Genomic DNA, 19544 nt, shown 5'->3' with positions numbered 1-19544 from the left:
AAGGCTCGATCGAAGTTGCGAACAGAAAGTCGTTCCGGTGAGTGAAGCGAAGTCCCGCAAGGGCGTTGTGCAGATCAGCGAGGTTGCGAACGGGCTGATCGATCCGGTGCTGGCCAAGCGCGCCGGCATCAACACGATGCTGCTCGGCTCCTGGGACGAGATCGCCGGCGCGGAGTTCGCCGACTGCACGCGGCCGGAAAAGATCGCCTGGCCGCGACGCGCCTCGGAGATCGGCAGCGATGGCGGCTACCAGCCCGGCGTGCTGACGGTTGCCTGTGAAGGCGCAAGGGCGCTTTTCCTGACCCATGCCCAGGGCGAACTGATCCAGCGCATCAACGGCTTTTTCGGCTTCCATGCGATCGGTCAGCTTCGAATCGTCCAGAAGCCTGTCGCACCGCCGCCCAAGCCCTACCGGCGGCCGCGGCCGCTGACCGGCGAACCGGCACGCCGGCTCGACACCATGGTTGAAGGCATCGAGAGCGAGGCGCTGAAGGCCGCACTGAAGCGGCTCGGCACGGCGGTCCTGTCTCAGCGCCGCAAGTAGTTCACCATCAAGGGGTCACAATTCTTTGAATTCAGTTGAAACAGTGCCCCTTGTCGCCTTGCACTGAGCAAGTTATCGAAATCACAACTCAATTTTCCCCTCCTAGAACACGGGTCCTTCCATGTCCGCTTCCGAAACGAACCTTCCGAAACGCCTGCTGAGCGGTGTCGCCGTCGCGGCGATTGCCCTGGTGCTTGCAGCCTGCAGCGAAGAAAAGAAGGAGGCGGCTTCCAAGGCGCCGGCTGAAACAACGGCCAGCGCGGACGCGACGACCACCGGCTCCACCGCCGCGACGCCGGCCGCTTCCGGCCAGGCGAAGTCCGCCGCCACCGAGGTCGCGCAGTCTTCCGCCCCGACCGCCAAGGCCGAGTTGCCGCAGTCGGAAGGCAGCGTCGACGTGCAGAAGCTGATGGAGCCCGGCGCGCTTCCGGAAATGGCGCTCGGCGAGGCCAATGCGCCGGTAACGATCGTCGAATACATGTCGATGACCTGCCCGCACTGCGCCAACTTTCACAACAAGACCTTCGACGCCATCAAGACGAAATATGTCGACAGCGGCAAGGTGCGCTTCGTCATCCGCGAATTCCCCTTCGACCCGCGCGCCGCGGCCGCCTTCATGCTGGCGCGCTGCGCTCCGGAGGGACAGTATTTCCCGATGATCTCCATGCTGTTCAAGCAGCAGGAACAATGGGCCGCCGCGGAAAACGGCCGCGATGCACTGCTGCAGATGTCGAAACTCGCCGGTTTTACACAGGAGAGCTTCGAGGCCTGCTTGACGAACCAAAAACTTCTGGATGATGTGAACGCAGTCATGCAGCGCGGCGCCAAGGAGTTCGGAGTGAAATCGACGCCGACCTTTTTCGTGAATGGCGAGCACTATTCGGGGGACATGTCGGTTGACGTTATGTCGGCCCTCATCGACAGCAAGCTCTGATCCTTCGCTCTTCCTGACAACGGGCGACGGCTGCGGCCGTGCGCCCGTTTCTTATGTTCGGGAACCCGTAAGGTTTGGCCATGCCTCACACTGACGTTCCGCCGAAAACTCGCTCCAATGCGCGCCGCATGCGGAGTGTGATGACCGACGCCGAGGTCAAGCTGTGGAACGAGTTGCGCTCACATCGACTGATGGGCCTCGGCTTTCGCCGACAGGTTCCGGTCGCGGGTTATATCGTCGATTTCGCTTGCCCCGCACATCGACTGATCATCGAAGTCGATGGTGCGCAGCATGCGAAACCGGGTGATGCCGACTACGATCGGCAGCGTACGCTCCGACTGGAGACCGCTGGCTGGACTGTCTTGCGTTTCTGGAATGACGACGTGCTGCGCGACATTGACAAATGTGTGCGAGCATATCGTTCGGGTTATCGGGAAGGGGACATTCGAGTGATGCGCTCGTGGCTCACCCCCCTCTGCCCTGCCGGGCATCTCCCCCACAAGGGGGGAGATCGGCAAGTGGCGATGTCCCGCTCGACCAAATACCTGTCGCTTGGGTCATTTTTAGTGGGGCTTTCGGCACATTCGGCTTTGATGTCGCGGAAGCCCATGCGTCTAGCCGACCTCCCCCCTTGCGGGGGAGATGCCCGGCAGGGCAGAGGGGGGTGCAGCGCGGTCGCCGCACATCGCAAAGGGGGGCATCGCGCCCCATGAAATTCAACAAGCTGCGCCTGCTCGGCTTCAAATCCTTCGTCGAACCGACCGAATTCATCATCGAACGGGGCTTGACCGGCGTCGTCGGGCCGAATGGCTGCGGCAAGTCCAACCTCGTCGAGGCGCTGCGCTGGGTGATGGGAGAGAACTCCTACAAGAACATGCGCGCCTCCGGCATGGACGACGTGATCTTTTCCGGTTCGGGCAACCGGCCGGCGCGCAATACCGCCGAGGTCGGTCTTTACCTCGACAATGGCGACCGCACGGCGCCCGCCGCGTTCAACGACAGCGACGAGATCCAGGTGACGCGCCGGATCGAGCGCGAGCAGGGATCGGTCTACCGGATCAACGGCAAGGAGGCGCGGGCAAAGGACGTCCAGCTGCTCTTCGCCGACGCCTCGACTGGCGCCCGCTCGCCGTCGATGGTCGGGCAGGGCAGGATCGGCGAGCTGATCGCCGCAAAGCCGCAAGCCCGCCGGCAATTGCTCGAAGAGGCAGCCGGCATTTCCGGCCTGCACTCGCGCCGTCACGAGGCCGAGCTGCGGCTGAAGGCGGCGGAGACCAATCTCGAACGGCTCGATGACGTCACCTCGCAGCTCGAAAGCCAGATCGAGAGCCTGAAGCGCCAGTCGCGTCAAGCCAACCGCTTCAAGATGCTGTCGGCGGAAATCCGCCGTCACGAGGCGATCCTGCTCCACATCCGCTGGGTACAGGCGAAGGAGGCCGAAGCCGAGGCGACCAGCCAGTTGAACCAGATCACCGCGCTCGTCGCCGAAAAGGCACAGGCGCAGATGGAAGCGGCCAAGCATCAGGCGATCTCGAGCCTCAAGCTGCCGGAGCTGCGCGAGAACGAGGCGAAGCTTGCAGCAGCGCTGCAGCGCCTGCAGATCGCCCGCGCGCAGCTCGAAGAAGATGCCGGGCGCATTCTGCGCCGGCGCGACGAATTGCAGCGGCGGCTCTCGCAGCTTGCCGAGGATATCGCCCGCGAGGAGCGGCTCATCGCCGACAATGCCGGCATCCTTGCCCGCCTCGACCTGGAGGAGGAAGAGCTGCGCGACGCGCTCGCCGAGGCGGACGAGCGTGCCGCGGAGGCGCGAGAAAGGCTGGAGGACGCCAACGAAAGGCTTTCCGGCAGCGAAGCCGATCTCGCCGGGCTTACCGCCGAGCGCGCCGAAGCGCAAGCGGCGCGCAACCAGCTCGACAGGACGCTGCGCGACCTCGCCGAGCGGCAGGCGCGCCTTGCCCGTCAGCTCGCCGATCAGGGGCGCGACCTCGAAAGCCTCGACCGGCAGATGGCGGCTCTCCCGGACCCGCACGAGAAGCAGGGGCAGGTGGAGGCCGCGGAAGCGGCGCTGGAAGAGGCCGAGGCGGTGGTCGTCGCCGTGGAGGAAAACCTTGCCGAAGCGCGGGCGGAAGAAGCGGCGGCCCGCCAGCCCGTCGACCAGGCGCGGGCGCGGCTGAACGGCATTGAAACCGAGGCGCGCACGATCCGCCGGATGCTGGAAGCGGCCGGCGCCAGCGCCTATCCGGCGGTCGTCGAGAATATGAAGGTGGAGCGCGGCTTCGAGACGGCGCTCGGCGCAGCATTGGGCGACGACCTCGATTCGCCGCTGGAGCAGGCGGCTGCCGCCCATTGGCGCATGCCCGGCGACCACGCCGACGACCCCGCCTTGCCCGGCGGTGCCTTGCCACTCAGCGACTATGTCAGCGCCCCGGAGGCGCTGGGCCGCACGCTCCGCCAGATCGGCATCGTCGGAAACGAATCCGAGGCTGAGCGCCTGTTGCCGCTCTTGAAGTCCGGCCAGCGGCTGGTGACGAAGGAAGGCGCTGTCTGGCGTTGGGATGGGCACGTCACCGGCTCGGAAGCGCCGAGTGCTGCCGCCTTGAGGCTCGCGCAGAAGAACCGCCTTTCTGAGCTCGAGGCGGAGGCCGAGGATGCGGCTGAGGTGCTGCGCCGGGCGGAGGCGGATCTCGCCGCCGCCGGCGCGCGCATTCGTGCCGAGGACGAGCGGCTGCGGCTGTCGCGCGATGCCCAGCGGATGATCTCCAGGCAGCTCGCCGAGGCGCGCGACGCTCTAGCTGCGGCCGAACGTGCCTCCGGTGATCTCGTTCGCCGCCGGGCGGTGCTTGCCGAGACGAAGCTTCAGCTCGAGGCTCAGGTCGAAGAGGCGGCCGAGCAGATCGAGGCGGCGAACGACGCACTGGCCGAGGCGTCCGACCCCTCGGAACTCGAGCTGCGGCTGCGCACCCGGACGGCGGAGGTTGCGACGGACCGCGCCGCGGTCGCCGAAGCGCGCGCCGCGCATGACGGACTTGCCCGCGAAAACGAGGCGCGCCTGCGCCGGCTGACGGCGATCGCTGCGGAACGCGAGACCTGGCGGGCGAGGGCGGCGAGCGCCGACGAGCACATCGCGACACTGCGCGACCGCGAGGCGGAAGCGCGCGAGGAGGTCGAGGAGCTCGTCGACGCACCCGACGAGTTCGACGACAAGCGCCGCGCCCTGGCAAACGAGTTGCAGAAGGCGGAGACGGCGCGCCGCCAGGCGGCCGACATCCTCGCCGAGGCGGAGACCCGCCAGCGTGAAGCCGATCGCCTTGCCGCGGCGGCGCTCTCGGAACTCGCGGAAGCGCGCGAAAAGCGCGGCCGAGCCGAGGAACGGCTCGTCTCGGCCCGCGAGCGGCGCGTCGAGGTCGAGGCGCGCATACTGGAGGCGCTTTCCTGCGCACCGCACGAGGCGATGCGCCTGACTGGGCTGGCCGCCGATGCGGCGTTGCCCGACATGCGAGCCGTCGAGCGTGAGCTTGAGCGGCTGAAGATCGAGCGGGAGCGCCTCGGCGCCGTCAACCTGCGTGCCGACGAGGAGCAGAAGGAGCTTTCTGAACGGCTGGCAGCACTCCTCAAGGAGCGCGATGACGTCATCGAGGCGATCCGCAAGCTCCGGAGCGCCATCCAGAACCTCAATCGCGAGGGACGCGAACGGCTGATTGCCGCCTTCGACGTGGTCAATGTCCAGTTCCAGCGGCTCTTCACCCATCTCTTCGGCGGCGGCACCGCGGAACTGCAACTGATCGAGAGCGACGATCCGCTGGAGGCCGGCCTCGAAATCCTCGCCCGGCCGCCGGGCAAGAAACCGCAGACCATGACCTTGCTTTCCGGCGGCGAGCAGGCGCTGACGGCGATGGCGCTGATCTTCGCCGTCTTCCTCACCAATCCCGCGCCGATCTGCGTGCTCGACGAAGTCGACGCACCGCTCGACGACCACAATGTCGAGCGCTACTGTAACCTGATGGATGAAATGGCCGCCTCGACCGAGACGCGCTTCATCATCATCACCCATAACCCGATCACCATGGCCCGCATGAACCGCCTGTTCGGCGTCACCATGGCCGAGCAGGGTGTTTCGCAGCTTGTCTCCGTCGACCTGCAGACGGCCGAGCGCATGCGCGAAGCGGTCTGAACCGGCGGGCCATCCGCAGACGAGAGAGGCGACAGGCGCTGCTGCATTTTTGATGCACTGCAGCAAAAATCTTCGCCGAGTGCATTTTCAGGCCGAACCATATACTGTAGATCGTCCATCGAACTGTTTCTGGGTGGAGAACAGGCATGACGAAATGGGTCTACACCTTCGGCGGAGGCAAGGCCGAAGGGAGTGCGGGGGATCGCAATAGGCTGGGCGGCAAGGGCGCGAACCTTGCCGAAATGTGCAATCTCGGCCTGCCGGTGCCCCCCGGCCTGACCATCGTCACGGATGCCTGCAACAGCTATTTCGACAACGGCCGGGAAATGCCCGAAGGCCTGCGCGAGCAGGTCCGCGAGGGCATTGCCCGGATGGAAGAGATCACCGGGCGCGTTTTCGGCGATACGGACCATCCGCTGCTTCTCTCGGTCCGTTCCGGAGCCCGCGCCTCGATGCCCGGCATGATGGATACGGTCCTCAATCTCGGTCTCAACGATCAGTCGGTGCACGCGCTCGGACACGATGCCGGCGACGCGCGCTTCGCCTGGGACAGCTACCGCCGCTTCATCCAGATGTATGGCGACGTCGTGATGGGCGTGGATCACGAGATCTTCGAAGAAATCCTCGAGGAAGAGAAGGCGCGGCTCGGCCACGAGCAGGATCCGGAGCTTTCGGCCGTCGAGTGGCAGCATGTCATCTCCCGCTACAAGGAAGCGATCGAGGAGGTGCTCGGCGAGCCCTTTCCGCAGGATCCGGAAGTCCAGCTCTGGGGTGCGATCGGCGCGGTCTTCTCGAGCTGGATGAACCCGCGTGCCATCACCTACCGGCATCTGCACGCCATTCCGGCCGCCTGGGGCACCGCCGTCAACGTTCAGGCGATGGTGTTCGGCAATCTCGGCAATTCGTCGGCAACCGGCGTCGCCTTCACCCGCAACCCGTCGACCGGCGCAAAGGAACTCTACGGCGAATTCCTGGTCAATGCGCAAGGGGAGGACGTGGTCGCCGGCATCCGCACGCCCCAGAACATCACCGAGGCCGCCCGGATCGCGTCCGGCTCCGATAAGCCGTCGCTGGAAAAGCTGATGCCGGAGGGCTTCGCCGAGTTCGAGGCGATCTGTCAGACGCTTGAGCGCCACTACCGCGACATGCAGGACCTCGAATTCACCATCGAGCGCGGCAAGCTCTGGATGCTGCAGACCCGCTCCGGCAAGCGCACCGCCAAGGCGGCGCTGAAGATCGCCGTCGACATGGCCGAGGAGGGCCTGATTTCCAAGGAAGAGGCCGTGGCGCGCATCGATCCGGCTTCGCTCGACCAGCTCCTGCATCCGACCATCGATCCGCATGCCCGCCGCGACATCATCGGCTCGGGGCTGCCGGCCTCGCCGGGGGCGGCGACGGGCGAGATCGTCTTCACCTCCGAGGAGGCGGTGCAGGCCGTCAAGGAAGGCCGCAAGGTCATCCTGGTCCGAGTCGAGACGAGCCCGGAGGACATCCACGGCATGCATGCGGCTCAGGGCATCCTGACGACACGCGGCGGCATGACGAGCCACGCCGCCGTCGTCGCCCGCGGCATGGGCACGCCTTGCGTCTCCGGCGCCGGCAGCATCCGCGTCGATCAGCGGGGCGAGCTGCTGATCACCGCGAGCGTCACCCTGAAGAAGGGTGAGGTGATCACTATCGACGGATCGTCGGGCCAAGTGCTGAAGGGCGAGATCGCCATGCTGCAGCCGGAGCTTTCGGGTGATTTCGGCAAGATCATGCAATGGGCCGACCAGAGCCGCCGGATGACGGTGCGCACCAATGCCGAGACGCCCGCCGATGCGCGTGCCGCCCGCTCCTTCGGCGCCGAAGGCATTGGCCTCTGCCGCACAGAGCACATGTTCTTCGAGGACGACCGCATCAATGTGATGCGCGAGATGATCCTCGCCGAGGACGAGGAGGGCCGGCGTGCGGCACTTGCGAAGCTCTTGCCGATGCAGCGCTCCGACTTCGTCGAGCTCTTCTCGATCATGCACGGCCTGCCGGTGACGATCCGCCTTCTCGATCCGCCGCTGCACGAATTCCTGCCGAAGACCGATGAGGAAATTGCCGAAGTCGCCGGCGTTCTGGCGCTCGACCCGGCGCATCTGCGTCAGCGGGTCGATGCGCTGCACGAGTTCAATCCGATGCTCGGCCATCGCGGCTGCCGGCTCGCGATCTCCCATCCGGAAATCGCCGAAATGCAGGCCCGCGCCATTTTTGAGGCGGCCGTCGAGGCGGCGCGCAGCACAGGTGCGCCGGTGGTTCCCGAGATCATGGTCCCGCTCGTCGGGCTGCGCGCGGAACTCGACTATGTCAAGGAACGGATCGATGCGGTCGCCAAGGAAGTGATCGGCGAGGCAGGCATCGGCATCGATTATCTGGTCGGCACGATGATCGAACTGCCGCGCGCCGCCTTGCGCGCCGACGTGATTGCCGAAGCGGCCGATTTCTTCTCCTTCGGCACCAATGACCTGACGCAGACGACCTTCGGTATTTCGCGCGACGATGCGGCCCAGTTTCTGGCCACCTATCAGCAGAAGGGCATCATCGAGCAGGATCCGTTCGTCTCGCTCGACTTCGACGGCGTAGGCGAACTGATCCAGCTTGCCGCCGAGCGCGGCCGCCGCACCAAGAACGGCCTGAAGCTCGGCATTTGCGGCGAGCATGGCGGCGATCCGGCGTCAATCCGCTTCTGCGAGGAGGCCGGGCTCGACTATGTTTCCTGCTCGCCCTTCCGCGTGCCGATCGCCCGGCTGGCGGCCGCACAGGCGGCGATCAAGGGCAACGGCAAAACCGAGGCGCTGGCGGCAAGTTGACGGCTGGCCTGCGTCCGCCTTAATACCAATACGGTCTTCGCAACAGTATGTCGCTTTCGTAGCGGAAGGCGCGCGCTTCGGCGCGGCGGTCGAGTTCTATGCGTTGCAGGCAGGTGGCGAACGCATCCGTGCCGCGGCGAAAGCCATAGGAGGCGCAGGTCGTTTCGTCCCTTGCGCGCCGCTCCTGCGGGGACACCGTCTGGCAGCCGGCAAGCACTATTCCTGTTGCAGCGAGTGTCAGCAGTCTGATTGTCGTCGTATTCATTCCTGCCTCCTGATCGGCGCTCGCTCGCGCAACTGAGATCGGCGGCATGTCGGCTCGTCCTCCGCGCGATGAAATTGCTAGTGCATGTCTTTCTCCTTAAATCGTCCTCGATTTAAGGACAAAGGCATGCAGCAATTCAAAGTGCTACAGCGGCCTTTGCGCGTCTGACAAGACGCGCGACGCTGTAGGCAGGAAGGACGCATGGTTGCGGGTCTGCGGGCGCGATTCAACGGCAACAAGAATATCATGCGCCGCTGGATAGTGGCGATTAATCTCGGCTGCTTCAGATCCGCTCGAGCACGCCGACGAAAGCCTCGGCGAAGCTGGTGAGACCGGCGGTGCGCTCGCTCGGCTGCTCGACGCGGATCGAACTTCCATCCTCATTCAGGCAGACGAAGAGGATCGTTTCCGCCTGATCGCCGGCCGTGCCGTGGCGGAGGACGGCAATGGTCAGGCAATTGTCGACAAGGCCGGAGGCAGGCAGGACGAAGAGGAACTCGCCGCCGATCTCGGCGGCAACCGTGCGGACAAAGGACGAGAAATCATCCTTGTTGCCGGAGAAGCGGTCGAGGGAGAGCTCGAGTTCGAGCAGCGCCACTGGAAGGGCAGCGTCTCCGCCGGGCGGCGGAGGGGCGGCAACGGCGATTTCCGAACGTGTCTCCGATGCGGTCATGATCTCTCTCCGTTGTCACGGCGCCTCTATGCCGCCGTGTGTCTTTTCAGGCAGGCGGAGGCCGTTGGCCTACTTTGATCTGCTGCCAGTTTCCCTGGGCGCTGGTCGGCGCGGCAACCGGCAAGGCTGCCGAATGTTCAACTGAAATAACTGGTTAACGAGAATGGCGAATTTGCGGCAGAAATACAACCGATGCGCTCATACTCTTTTCGGGCGAATTCAAGGCGTGCAAAAGCGCGTGGTTCCCACGGAAAGCGCCATGGTCTACAGCGCCGCGCGCCTAATGAGACGCGCAAACGTAGCACTTTGAATTGCTACATGATTCTGTCCCTAAATCGATTCCGATTTGGGGGATCTTGCATTAAGAAGGGCAAAGACTTTTCCGCGGGGATTGATTCCGTTTCATGATGGTCCGCTACGAGCGTCCTTATTCCCATGCCGCCCACTGGGCGCGATTGTGCGCCCGCATAGGCTTCGTCATTTTCGTGCTGTCGCTTGCCGCGCACCGCTTCGGCCCCTTGACCACCCCGCATTTTCTGGCGCTGGCAGGCTTTGCCGTGGCTTTCGCCCTAGTGGCCGTCCTGCTTGCGGCAATCGGTCTGACGCGCCTTTGGCGGGTTGCGGCAATCGGCGGGACCGCTTCGGTCTCGGCGCTCTTCTATGCGGCGCTCCCGCTCGGCTTTTTCTTCTATGGGGCGGCGCAATATCTGACGCGCCCGGCGATCTACGATGTGAGCACCGATACGGCGACGCCGCCGCCCTGGATCAAGGCGCCCGTCGTCGAGGAGAGCTGGATCAAACGCCGGCCGATCGTGACGCCCGAGGATCGCGAAGCGCAGATCGCGGCCTATCCGGGGCTCACGGGACGGCGTTACGACGGCGCGCTTGACCGCGTTTTCCAGGGCGTCCGCAAGGTCGTCGAGGCAACTCGGGTCGGCATCACCGCGGAACTCGGCGTCGAGAACGCACGTGCCGATCTCGAGGATCTTGCCGTTGGCCCCAGCGAGGGGGCGGACACGAGCCGGGGACCGGAGGCCATTCCGGTTCCGGCTACGCGCCCGGCGCCCGATATCGATGTCGGCATACCGGGGCGCCAAGCCAGCGATATCGTTCTACAGGGGGAATGGCTCACGCTGATCGTCGGCTTCCGTTTCGACGTGCTGATCCGGCTGCGTGAAGAGGCGGAAACCACGCTCGTCGACCTGCGCGTCTCCTCGCGCTACGGCCAGCACGATCTCGGCATGGGCGCCAGTTTCGCGGAAGAGTTCTTGCGCGCGCTCGATGCCGAGCTTCTTGGGATTGCTGGCGATTAATCTCGCTCAGGCGACCAGCCGGTATTCGCCAAGAAGCGATGGCGGGCCGTTGGTCTCGATGCGGCCCTGTTCGATCAGGTCCTCGATATGGGCGAGCACCGAAAGCGCCGCTGCGCCGTGCAGACGCGGATCGGTCGAGGCGTAGATCACCTTCACCATGTCGGGAATATTCCGGTCGCCGGCGCGCAGCCGCTCCAGCACGGCGCGTTCGCGCATCTTACGGTGCGCCTTGAGGGCCCGCAGGAAGGAGGCGGGCTCGCTCACCGGGCCGCCATGGCCGGGCAAATAGAGCCGGTCGTCGCGCAAGAGCAGCTTGTCGAGCGAGGCCATATAGTCGGCCATGGCGCCGTCCGGCGGTGCGACGATGGTCGTTGCCCAGGCCATCACGTGATCGGCGGAAAACAGAATGCCGGTGCCGTCGAGCCCGAAGGCCATGTGGTTGGCGGTGTGTCCCGGCGTGGCGATCGCCGTCAGGCTCCAGCCGTCGCCCTCGATCCGTACGCCGTCTTGAAGTGCAATGTCGGGCGCGAAATCCATGTCCGAGCTTTCGGCGAAGGGGTTGGTCTCGCCGGCGTGCAAGGGGCGGGCGGCCCGGTGCGGCCCCTCGCCGACGACAATGGCCCCGGTCGCTTGGCTGAGCCGGCGGACGAGGGGCGAGTGGTCGCGATGCGTATGGCTGACGGCGATGTGCGTTACCTCGCGCCCTTCGAGTGCCGCCATCAGCGCCTGAAAATGCGCCTCATCTTCCGGGCCCGGATCGATCACCGCGACCGAGAGGCGGCCGACGATGTAGGTGTTGGTGCCATGAAAGGTAAAGGGCCCGGGATTGTTGACGGTGATGCGCTGAACGCCGTCTGCCACCGTCACTGCCTCGCCATGGGCTGGCTTGAAATCGAGGTCGAATTCCGGTCCCTGCATGCGTCTGTTCCTGCGCTCCATCTTCGACCAACGACCTCATGCCCTCTCCTCGGCCCCGAGGGCTAGCCCCCGCTCACGGGAAGAGGAGACTGAGGGCGCGCCGCGGTCGCCTTCGCCCCGCTCGCGGGGATTAGGTGCCGGCAGGTGGATGAGGGGCGAGTCGATCGCGATGAGCAACATTGGTTCGAGTTTCACTCGCGAGTGACAATAGGCCAAAGCGTGGAAGGAAGAAACGGTACACCGGTTCGGATTGTCGCGAGCAGCGACCGCTGGATTGAACGGTCGGGGTTAGCGGAAATGGGCCAACAAAATGCAGGCAAAGCGAAGTTAAGCATTGTGAGCACGCACGAGCTTTGCTAATCAGGCGCTCGATTTGGCGAGCGCACTGCCGCCAATCCGTTGGGGCGTAGCCAAGCGGTAAGGCAGCGGTTTTTGGTACCGCCATTCCCTGGTTCGAATCCAGGCGCCCCAGCCACCGCCGAACGCTCTCCAGATGTCAAAAACAAAACCCGCCGACTTTCGTCAGCGGGTCACGCGGATGAACGGTGTGCGCGTCTTCACTCCGCCTTGGCGCCGCCCAAAAACTCCTCGCACCAGCTCGGGCCGTTCGCGCGCTTGCGGTCGCCGGCGATGCGGATCGAGCGGATGACGTAGTCGGAGGAGACGGTGAGCTGGACGGCGCAGCTCAGATATTCGGTGCGGGCGGCCGCGATGCGCTTGCCGCGCTTGCCGTCGGCGGTCTTTTCGTATTCGGCCGGGATCCTGCGGGTCTTGTAGCCGCCCTTCCAGCTATAGACGGTGTCGCTACCGGCTTCGACGTCGGAAATTGGCGGGCCGAACTGGGCGAAGAAGGCGCCGGCCGGCTGGCCGAGCCAGCGTTTCTCGACCTCGTTGCGCGCCACTCCGGTCGTCGTCGTGCAGCCGGCGAGCACCAGCGCAAGGCCGGCCGCCGTCATCATGCGGAAATTCATGTCTCTGTCCCTTTGTCTGTGCTTAAATTCTGCGGCGCGGAAAGGCCGGACGCCCGGATTTCCTTGCGTTCCGGCGTGGCTCTAGCGCCAAAAACGACGAAAGAAAATCGCCGTGGGACCCTGCGAACGAGGAAAATCCGAAGCGTTGCAGAAACGCCCTATTGCCACGCATGGGCGAGGAGTTGATGGGCATGTCGCCGCCCGGAATTTTTTGGATGAGCCCACCTTCTTTTTTGAGTTTGGCGCTTGTGAAAACGAAAATGCTGTTCTATAGAGGCGCCGCTGGTCACGGAGTGTAGCGCAGTCTGGTAGCGCACCACGTTCGGGACGTGGGGGTCGTGTGTTCGAATCACACCACTCCGACCAGCTAAATCAATCAGTTACGCGCAGTGTTTCTTCGATTCCGACATCTCGGGAGCGATAGCGTTTGACGTGTCACCCGTCTGGACGTCCGTTGCGCCTCGCGGCCCGCAGCAGGTCCGGTTCGGGCGCGGTTCTGGCCAATGCCTCTATCGGGACAGACAGTCTGAAAGGACCGCAATCAAAATTCTGCCGGCACGAACGACGCATGAAAAAGGGGCCACGAAGGCCCCCTTTTCACGTCTTGGATATTCCCGCTCACTCGTCGATCGTGTCGATGATCTCGATCGCCCTGGCGGCGGTGAGGCGGCGGACTTCCGCATCCTCGCGGCGGCCGGCGAAGATTTCCGTGGCCATCAGCTGGTCGGCAAGGTCGGCCGGCAGCGACAGGATCACGCGGCTGTCCTCGGTATGGATGCCGCCGATGGCCGCTCGCTTAGCAGTGATCATGCCGCCGGCCACCGTGTTGTTGGTGTCCGGGTCGATCAGGATGAAGGCGCCGGTGGTGCGGTTCTGCTCATAGGCGTCGAAGATCGCCTGCTCGTCGAAGGCGAGGTGCACCTTGCCGATGGCGTTCATCGGCAGCTCGTCCGCATGGTTCCACTTGCCGGATTTCAGGTCGAGCTGACTGATCGGCTGCACCTGCACGCGCTGGCGGCGGCTGCCGGACTTCAGCCAATAGCGCTTGCCCGGCTGGATGCCTTCGGCCTGAAGTGCCACGAGCTGGGCGTCGAAGGCGAGCCCGGTCATCGGCTGGCTGTCGATCGCCGCGATCATGTCGCCGCGCGACACGTCCACCTGGCGGTCGAGCACCAGTGTGATCGCGTCGCCGGCGACGGCCGCATTGCGCACCAGGTCGAAGGTAACGATCTTGGTGACGTTGGCGACCATGCCGGACGGCAGGATCACGACGGAATCGCCGGGCTTCACCGAACCGCCGGCAACGGTGCCCTGATAGCCGCGGAAGCTTTCGCCCGGGCGCGAGACGCGCTGCACCGGTAGGCGGAAGCCGACGGTCTGCGCCGAGCGGGTGGTGGCGAGTTCCAGTACCTCGATCAGCGTCGGCCCCTCGTACCACGGCATCGACGCGCGGCCGTCATAGACGACGTTTTCGCCCTTCAGCGCCGAGACCGGGATCGCGGTGACCTGACGGACGCCGAGCGACAGGGCGAGTTCCTTGAACTCGTGCGAGATCTGCTCGAAGCGGCTGCGGTCGTAGTTGGTCAGGTCGATCTTGTTGACGGCCAGCACGAACTGCTTGATGCCCATCAGCGTCGCGATCGTCGCGTGGCGGCGGGTCTGCTCCAGAAGGCCGACGCGTGCATCGACGAGCAGCACGGCGAGATCGGCGGTCGAGGCGCCGGTCGCCATGTTGCGGGTATATTGCTCGTGGCCGGGCGTGTCGGCGACGATGAAGGAGCGCTTGTCGGTCGAGAAATAGCGATAGGCGACATCGATGGTGATGCCCTGTTCGCGCTCGGCCTGCAGGCCGTCGAGCAGCAGCGCGAAATCGGGCAGGCCGAGATCGTTCTGTTTGCCCTTGGAATCGCGCTGAAGGCTCGCGGCCTGGTCTTCCTTGACCGCCTTGGTGTCCCAGAGCAGCCGGCCGATCAGCGTCGACTTGCCGTCATCGACGCTGCCGCAGGTGATGAGGCGAAGCGGGCGGGAATCGCGCGCGACCCGAGCCGGTTCCTGCGACGGGAGGGCAACGGCCGTTTCGTCCAGGGCTGCATTCGCTAGTGCCGGTGCGGTCATCAAAAATATCCTTCGCGTTTTTTCTTTTCCATCGAGCCCGCCTGGTCGCGGTCGATGGCGCGGCCCTGGCGTTCGGAGACGGTCGCGGTTTCAAGTTCGGAAATGATGTCGTCGAGCGTCGTCGCGTTGGAGCGGATCGCGCCCGTCAGCGGGAAGCAGCCGAGCGTGCGGAAGCGGATGACCTCCTCGCGCTTCGTCTCGCCCGGAAGCAGCTCGAGGCGCGGGTCCTCGGCGAGGATCATCATGCCGTCGCGCTCGACGATCGGGCGCTTCTTGGCAAAGTAAAGCGGCACGATCGGGATCTCTTCCGCCTGGATGTAGCGCCAGATGTCTACCTCGGTCCAGTTGGAGAGCGGGAAGGCGCGCACGCTCTCGCCCTTGCGGATCATGCCGTTATAGACGTTCCAGAGCTCGGGGCGCTGGTTGCGCGGGTCCCAGCGATGGTCCGGCGTGCGGAAGGAATAGATGCGCTCCTTGGCGCGGCTCGCTTCCTCGTCGCGACGCGCGCCGCCGAAGGCGGCATCGTATTGGCCGGCGTCGAGCGCCTGACGCAGCGCTTCCGTCTTCATGATGTCGGTATAGAGCGCCGAGCCGTGCGTGAAGGGCGTGACGTTCTCGGCCGCACCGCGCGGATTGGTGTGGGCGACGAGATCGAGGTCGTATTTTTCGACCATCTCGTCGCGGAAGGCGATCATCTCGCGGAACTTCCAGCCGGTATCGACATGCAGGAGCGGGAAGGGGACGCGGCCGGGATAAAAGGCCTTGCGCGCCAGGTGCAGCAGGACAGACGAATCCTTGCCGATCGAATAGAGCATCACCGGGCGCTCGAATTCGGCAGCGACCTCACGGAAGATGTGGATCGCTTCGTTTTCGAGGGCCTTCAGATGCGGATCAAGCGGCGGTTTCGTGCTCTGCGGGTTATGCAATTCCGTTTCCGGATGGGTGTGGGGCATTTCGAACTCCGGGGAGGATACTTGTCTCTTGGCGGCGGCGCTGTCTCAGGCGGCGCTGCTGGCATTGGGGATGATGGAGGAAGCCGCTTCCGCTACGTGCAGGCCGCATTCGCGCTTCTCGTCGTTCTCCCACCACCAGCGGCCGGCCCGCTCGGGCTCGCCCGGCTTGATGGCGCGCGTGCAGGGCTCGCAGCCGATCGACGGATAGCCGCGGCCGTGCAGCGGGTTGACGGGAATGGCCTCTGCGGCGACATGTGCGCGGATCGTCTCGATATCCCAATCCGCCAGCGGATTGATCTTGATGAGGCCGCGCTCGAGGTCGGCCTCGGCAAAGGGCGTGGTGGCACGGTTGCCGGACTGGCCGCGGCGCAGCCCGGTGATCCAGTAGCTTGCCCCTTCGAGCGCACGCGCAAGCGGCTTCAGCTTGCGAACGCCACAACAGGCATGCCTGGCTTCGACGCTCTCGTAGAAGCCATTCATGCCGTATTGCGCCACATAGGCGTCGATATCGGCCTTTTCGGGATGGTAGCGTTTGATCAGAATGTCGTAGGTTTCCTCGGTCTCCTCGATCAGGGCGACCGTTTCGTTGAAGAGCCTGCCGGTCTTCAGCGTGGTGACCTCGATGTCGAGCCGGTTGGTGCCGATCGCAGCGGTGATGACCTGATCCTCGATGCCGAGCGACGTCGTGAAGACCGCCCGGCCTTCAAGACCGGCGACGAGCGCCAGGCGCCCGGCAAGATCGAGGCTTTCGAGCTTGTCGTTCAGGGCCTTGGCTTCGGTTTCGAGAGGTTGCGTCGTCATGGCTGCATCCTGTTGCAATTTGAACGGAATATCGCAGCCGTTTGTGACAAAGGACAGAAAAACGGATTTCTATTGCTCAAGGATCAGAGCAAATATCTCTCTGATCCAGAAAGTTCTAAGAAAACCTAGTAATTTAATAGATTATCTTCATGCGGCGAGAGGAGGCGAGGATACCTTCCTCTGCCGGAGCCGACAGGGCGGACCGTTCAAGAATTGTTGAAGGCTCTGTCCTTTCGCACCGGCTGCTCCAGCTTTGTGCTTGAGCGATCGGGAGAATGAAGGAGACGGAGATGGTCCAGTCCTTGTCCAGGCGCGCCGCCCTTGGAGCCGCCTTGGGAAGCGTCCTAGGATTGCTTCTGGTGACCGGCGCCTATGCTCACCACGGCTGGTCCTGGGCGGAGGCCGACCAGGTCGAGCTCTCCGGAACGATCCGCGAGATATCGATGGCGCCGCCGCATCCGACGCTTCGGGTCGAGACGAAGAATGACGGCATCTGGCTGGTCGAACTCGGCAATCCCCGGCTGACCGAGCGCTCCGGCTTCGTCGAGGGCGTTGCGAAGGTCGGCGATCAGATCGTCGCGCTTGGCAACCGCTCGCTTGACCGCAACGAGAAGAGAATGAAGGCGGTTCGGATCACGGTGGCCGGAAAGGTCTATGACATCTATCCGGACCGAATTCAGACGAATTGATGACCGGCGTCGAATTGCTTGAGGGGATCGGGGCGCTGCCCTTCGCCTTGGCGATACGGCGCTCTGCGATCATCTACATCTTCGTCAATGCCGCCCATATCCTGTCGATCGGGATCATTGTCGGCGCAATTCTGCCGCTGGACCTCAGGCTTCTCGGCCTCTTCAGGAAGGTGCCGATCGAGGTGGTCGGACCCTTCCTCTCGCACGCCGCGGCCGTTGGCGTGACGCTGGCGATTGTCACCGGCTTCTGCCTCTTCAGTGTCAATCCGCTCGAATATGCCGGCAATGCCGCCTTTCTAATCAAGATGACGCTGCTCGCCCTAGGCGTCGCCAATGCGGCCTTGTTGCACTTGGCGCCGCAGTGGCGCGCTGCGGTCAAGGGGGGACCGATTTCGCTCAGGATCCGCCTCTCGGCGCTGCTGTCCATCAGCGTCTGGACGGGCGCCGTCATCGCCGGCCGCTGGATCGGCTTCCTGCTGGAGTAGTGCTTTGAAATTCCGCAATTTCGGGCGGAAAACCGCTATGCACTTTTCCGGCAACTGCTCTAGCGATCGCTGATCGCCCAGCGCGGGTTGATCCAGGGCTCCTGGTTCGAGCGGGCGAGCGGCTGTTTGCCGAGGATATGGTCGGCGGCCTTCTCGCCGGTCATGATCGACGGGCCGTTGAGATTGCCATAGGTGACATGCGGGAAGATCGAGGAGTCGGCGACCCGCAGGCCGTCGACGCCGATCACCCGTGTTTCCGGATCGACCACCGCCATCGGATCGTCCTTCGAACCCATTTTGCAGGTGCCGCAGGGGTGGTAGGCGCTTTCCAGGTGCTCGCGCAGGAAGGCGTCGATCTCCTCGTCCGTCTGGACCTTTTCGCCGGGTTGTATTTCCGGCCCGCGATATTGGTCGAAGGCCTTCTGGCCGAAGATCTCGCGCGTCAGGCGCACGCAGTGGCGGAACTTCTCCCAATCCTCGGGATGGCTCATATAGTTGAAGCGGATCACCGGATCGGCTTTTGGGTCGGAGGCGCGCAGCGTGACGCTGCCGCGCGACTTCGACAGGTTGTAGCCGACATGCACCTGGAAGCCGTGCGTGTTCGCCGCCGCCTTGCCGTCATAGCGGATCGCGACCGGCAGGAAGTGGTACTGGATGTCGGGCTGCTTGACGCCGGCCGCCGAACGCAGGAAGGCGCAGGCCTCGAACTGGTTGGAAATGCCGAGGCCGGACTTGAAGAACAGCCATTGGGCCCCGGCGACGCCCTGCCAGAACCAGGGCAGCCAGGAATAGAGCGAGACGGGCTTGGTGCTGACCTGCTGGAAATAGAACTCCATGTGGTCCTGCAGGTTCTGGCCGACGCCGGGGCGGTCGACCTTGACCTCGACGCCCATGTCCTTCAGATGCGCGGCCGGTCCGATGCCGGAGAGCATCAGGAGTTTCGGCGAGTTGAACGAGGAGGCCGAGACGATCACTTCGCGGTTGGCCTTGACCATCTCGATGCGGCCGCCGCGTTCGATCTCGACGCCGGTGGCACGACCGTTCTCGATGACGACCTTGCGGGCGAAGCAGCGGATCAGCTCGACATTTGGGCGCTTCAGCGCCGGCTTCAGATAGGCGGAAGCGGCCGACCAGCGCCGGCCGCGCCAGGTCGTCTGCTCCATCAGCCCGAAGCCTTCCTGCTTGGAGCCGTTGTAGTCGTCGGTCATCTCGAAACCGGCCTGTTTCCCGGCTTCGACGAAAGCGTGGAACAGCGGGTTCCTGACCGGGCCGCGCTGTACGTGCAGGGGTCCATCGGTGCCGCGCCAGCCGTCCTCGCCGCCGTGCGAATGCTCCATCCGCTTGAAATAGGGAAGCACGTCGGCATAGGCCCAGCCCTGCGCGCCGAGTTCTTCCCAGCGGTTGAAGTCCTCCGCGTGGCCGCGCACATAGACCATGCCGTTGATCGAGGAGGAGCCGCCGATCACCTTGCCTCGCGGCGCGGTGATGCGCCGGTTGTTGAGGTGCGGCTCCGGTTCGGAGAGATAGCCCCAATTGTAGCGGTTCATGCTCATCGGCCAGGCGAGCGCGGCCGGCATCTGGATGAACGGACCGAAGTCCGATCCGCCGAATTCCAGCACGATGACCGAATTCTTGCCGTCCTCCGACAGGCGATAGGCGAGCGCCGAGCCTGCCGAACCGGAACCGATGATGACGAAATCTGCCTGCATTCTAGTGTCTTTCTTGTGTGTCGAGGACGCCCCTCATCCGGCTGCCGCCACCTTCTCCCCGCTTGCGGGGAGAAGGGACTTGCGGTTGCCGACTTCGCTCCCCTCTGACCCCGCCCAAAACCCTGTCTCCTCCACGAGGCGAGCGTATGCGGCGCGGTATTCCCTC

General features: G+C 64.4%; 15 protein-coding genes, 2 tRNA genes and 1 pseudogene. 10 read left to right on the top strand and 8 right to left on the bottom strand.

All coding sequences use genetic code 11. The annotated features are described in order from the left end of the window. Positions 1-37: 37 nt before the first annotated feature. The 5 genes and pseudogenes from CO656_RS14915 to ppdK all read left to right on the top strand — a co-directional run bounded on the left by CO656_RS14915 (position 38) and on the right by ppdK (position 8486). Complete coding sequence (locus CO656_RS14915; protein WP_037413437.1) at positions 38-544, top strand: DUF721 domain-containing protein; 507 nt, start codon at positions 38-40, stop codon at positions 542-544. A 121-nt stretch (positions 545-665) separates the two neighbouring features. Further along, the gene (locus tag CO656_RS14910; RefSeq protein ID WP_097526274.1) at positions 666-1478 is read left to right on the top strand and encodes a DsbA family protein; all 813 of its coding nucleotides are present in this window, start codon (positions 666-668) and stop codon (positions 1476-1478) included. 80 nt (positions 1479-1558) lie between these two features. Continuing rightward, positions 1559-1931, top strand: a pseudogene (locus tag CO656_RS14905) (DUF559 domain-containing protein). Between the two features lie 256 nt (positions 1932-2187). Next, the gene (gene smc, locus CO656_RS14900) at positions 2188-5649 is read left to right on the top strand and encodes a chromosome segregation protein SMC (protein ID WP_097526273.1); all 3462 of its coding nucleotides are present in this window, start codon (positions 2188-2190) and stop codon (positions 5647-5649) included. A 146-nt stretch (positions 5650-5795) separates the two neighbouring features. Further along, positions 5796-8486, top strand: coding sequence for a pyruvate, phosphate dikinase (gene ppdK / locus CO656_RS14895; protein ID WP_037413442.1), 2691 nt, complete (start codon positions 5796-5798; stop codon positions 8484-8486). A 19-nt stretch (positions 8487-8505) separates the two neighbouring features. Here ppdK and CO656_RS14890 read toward each other — a convergent pair whose 3' ends face one another. Both CO656_RS14890 and CO656_RS14885 read right to left on the bottom strand, forming a co-directional pair. Continuing rightward, a complete protein-coding gene (locus CO656_RS14890; protein ID WP_037413751.1) occupies positions 8506-8751 on the bottom strand; it encodes a hypothetical protein in 246 nt (81 codons plus the stop codon). A 283-nt stretch (positions 8752-9034) separates the two neighbouring features. Continuing rightward, positions 9035-9424 (bottom strand): hypothetical protein, encoded by a 390-nt coding sequence (locus CO656_RS14885; RefSeq protein WP_097526272.1) that lies wholly within the window; start codon positions 9422-9424, stop codon positions 9035-9037. 404 nt (positions 9425-9828) lie between these two features. Here CO656_RS14885 and CO656_RS14880 point away from each other — a divergent pair, with 404 nt between their 5' ends. After that, positions 9829-10737: a DUF1499 domain-containing protein gene (locus CO656_RS14880; RefSeq protein ID WP_097526271.1), complete on the top strand. Its 909-nt coding sequence runs from the start codon at positions 9829-9831 to the stop codon at positions 10735-10737. Positions 10738-10743: 6 nt separating this feature from the next. On the opposite strand, the gene CO656_RS14875 is transcribed toward CO656_RS14880, so the two are convergent. Next, positions 10744-11655 (bottom strand): MBL fold metallo-hydrolase, encoded by a 912-nt coding sequence (locus CO656_RS14875; RefSeq protein WP_097526270.1) that lies wholly within the window; start codon positions 11653-11655, stop codon positions 10744-10746. 400 nt (positions 11656-12055) lie between these two features. On the opposite strand from CO656_RS14875, the gene CO656_RS14870 reads away from it, so the two are divergent. Beyond that, positions 12056-12130: transfer RNA gene (locus CO656_RS14870), tRNA-Gln, on the top strand. Between the two features lie 82 nt (positions 12131-12212). On the opposite strand, the gene CO656_RS14865 is transcribed toward CO656_RS14870, so the two are convergent. Beyond that, positions 12213-12626: a hypothetical protein gene (locus tag CO656_RS14865; RefSeq protein ID WP_037413453.1), complete on the bottom strand. Its 414-nt coding sequence runs from the start codon at positions 12624-12626 to the stop codon at positions 12213-12215. A 289-nt stretch (positions 12627-12915) separates the two neighbouring features. Here CO656_RS14865 and CO656_RS14860 point away from each other — a divergent pair. Beyond that, positions 12916-12992 (top strand) — tRNA-Pro (locus CO656_RS14860). Positions 12993-13244: 252 nt separating this feature from the next. Here CO656_RS14860 and cysN read toward each other — a convergent pair. The 3 genes from cysN to CO656_RS14845 are packed head-to-tail and all read right to left on the bottom strand — an operon-like array spanning position 13245 to position 16495. Beyond that, the gene (cysN, locus tag CO656_RS14855) at positions 13245-14741 is read right to left on the bottom strand and encodes a sulfate adenylyltransferase subunit CysN (RefSeq protein WP_037413455.1); all 1497 of its coding nucleotides are present in this window, start codon (positions 14739-14741) and stop codon (positions 13245-13247) included. Beyond that, on the bottom strand, positions 14741-15694 hold the full coding sequence (gene cysD / locus CO656_RS14850; RefSeq protein ID WP_037413458.1) for a sulfate adenylyltransferase subunit CysD: 954 nt from the start codon (positions 15692-15694) through the stop codon (positions 14741-14743). Before cysD ends, cysN begins: the two co-directional genes overlap by 1 nt. 45 nt (positions 15695-15739) lie before the next feature. Continuing rightward, positions 15740-16495 (bottom strand): phosphoadenylyl-sulfate reductase, encoded by a 756-nt coding sequence (locus tag CO656_RS14845; protein ID WP_097526269.1) that lies wholly within the window; start codon positions 16493-16495, stop codon positions 15740-15742. Positions 16496-16785: 290 nt separating this feature from the next. On the opposite strand from CO656_RS14845, the gene CO656_RS14840 reads away from it, so the two are divergent. Further along, the gene (locus CO656_RS14840; RefSeq protein ID WP_097526382.1) at positions 16786-17184 is read left to right on the top strand and encodes a DUF6152 family protein; all 399 of its coding nucleotides are present in this window, start codon (positions 16786-16788) and stop codon (positions 17182-17184) included. Then, entirely contained in the window at positions 17184-17669 is a 486-nt protein-coding gene (locus CO656_RS14835) for a DUF6644 family protein (RefSeq protein ID WP_097526268.1), read from the top strand. Before CO656_RS14840 ends, CO656_RS14835 begins: the two co-directional genes overlap by 1 nt. 59 nt (positions 17670-17728) lie before the next feature. Here CO656_RS14835 and betA read toward each other — a convergent pair whose 3' ends face one another. Further along, positions 17729-19378 carry a choline dehydrogenase gene (betA, locus tag CO656_RS14830; protein ID WP_037413468.1) on the bottom strand — a complete coding sequence of 550 codons (1650 nt, stop codon included), beginning with the start codon at positions 19376-19378 and terminating at the stop codon, positions 17729-17731. Between the last annotated feature and the right edge of the window lie 166 nt (positions 19379-19544).

The sequence above is a fragment of the Sinorhizobium sp. FG01 genome (assembly GCF_002531875.1).
GTDB classification, from domain to species: Bacteria; Pseudomonadota; Alphaproteobacteria; order Rhizobiales; family Rhizobiaceae; genus Sinorhizobium; species Sinorhizobium fredii_C.
The sequence above is the reverse complement of the archived record's forward strand: the minus strand, read 5'-3'. Positions and strand labels throughout refer to the sequence as shown.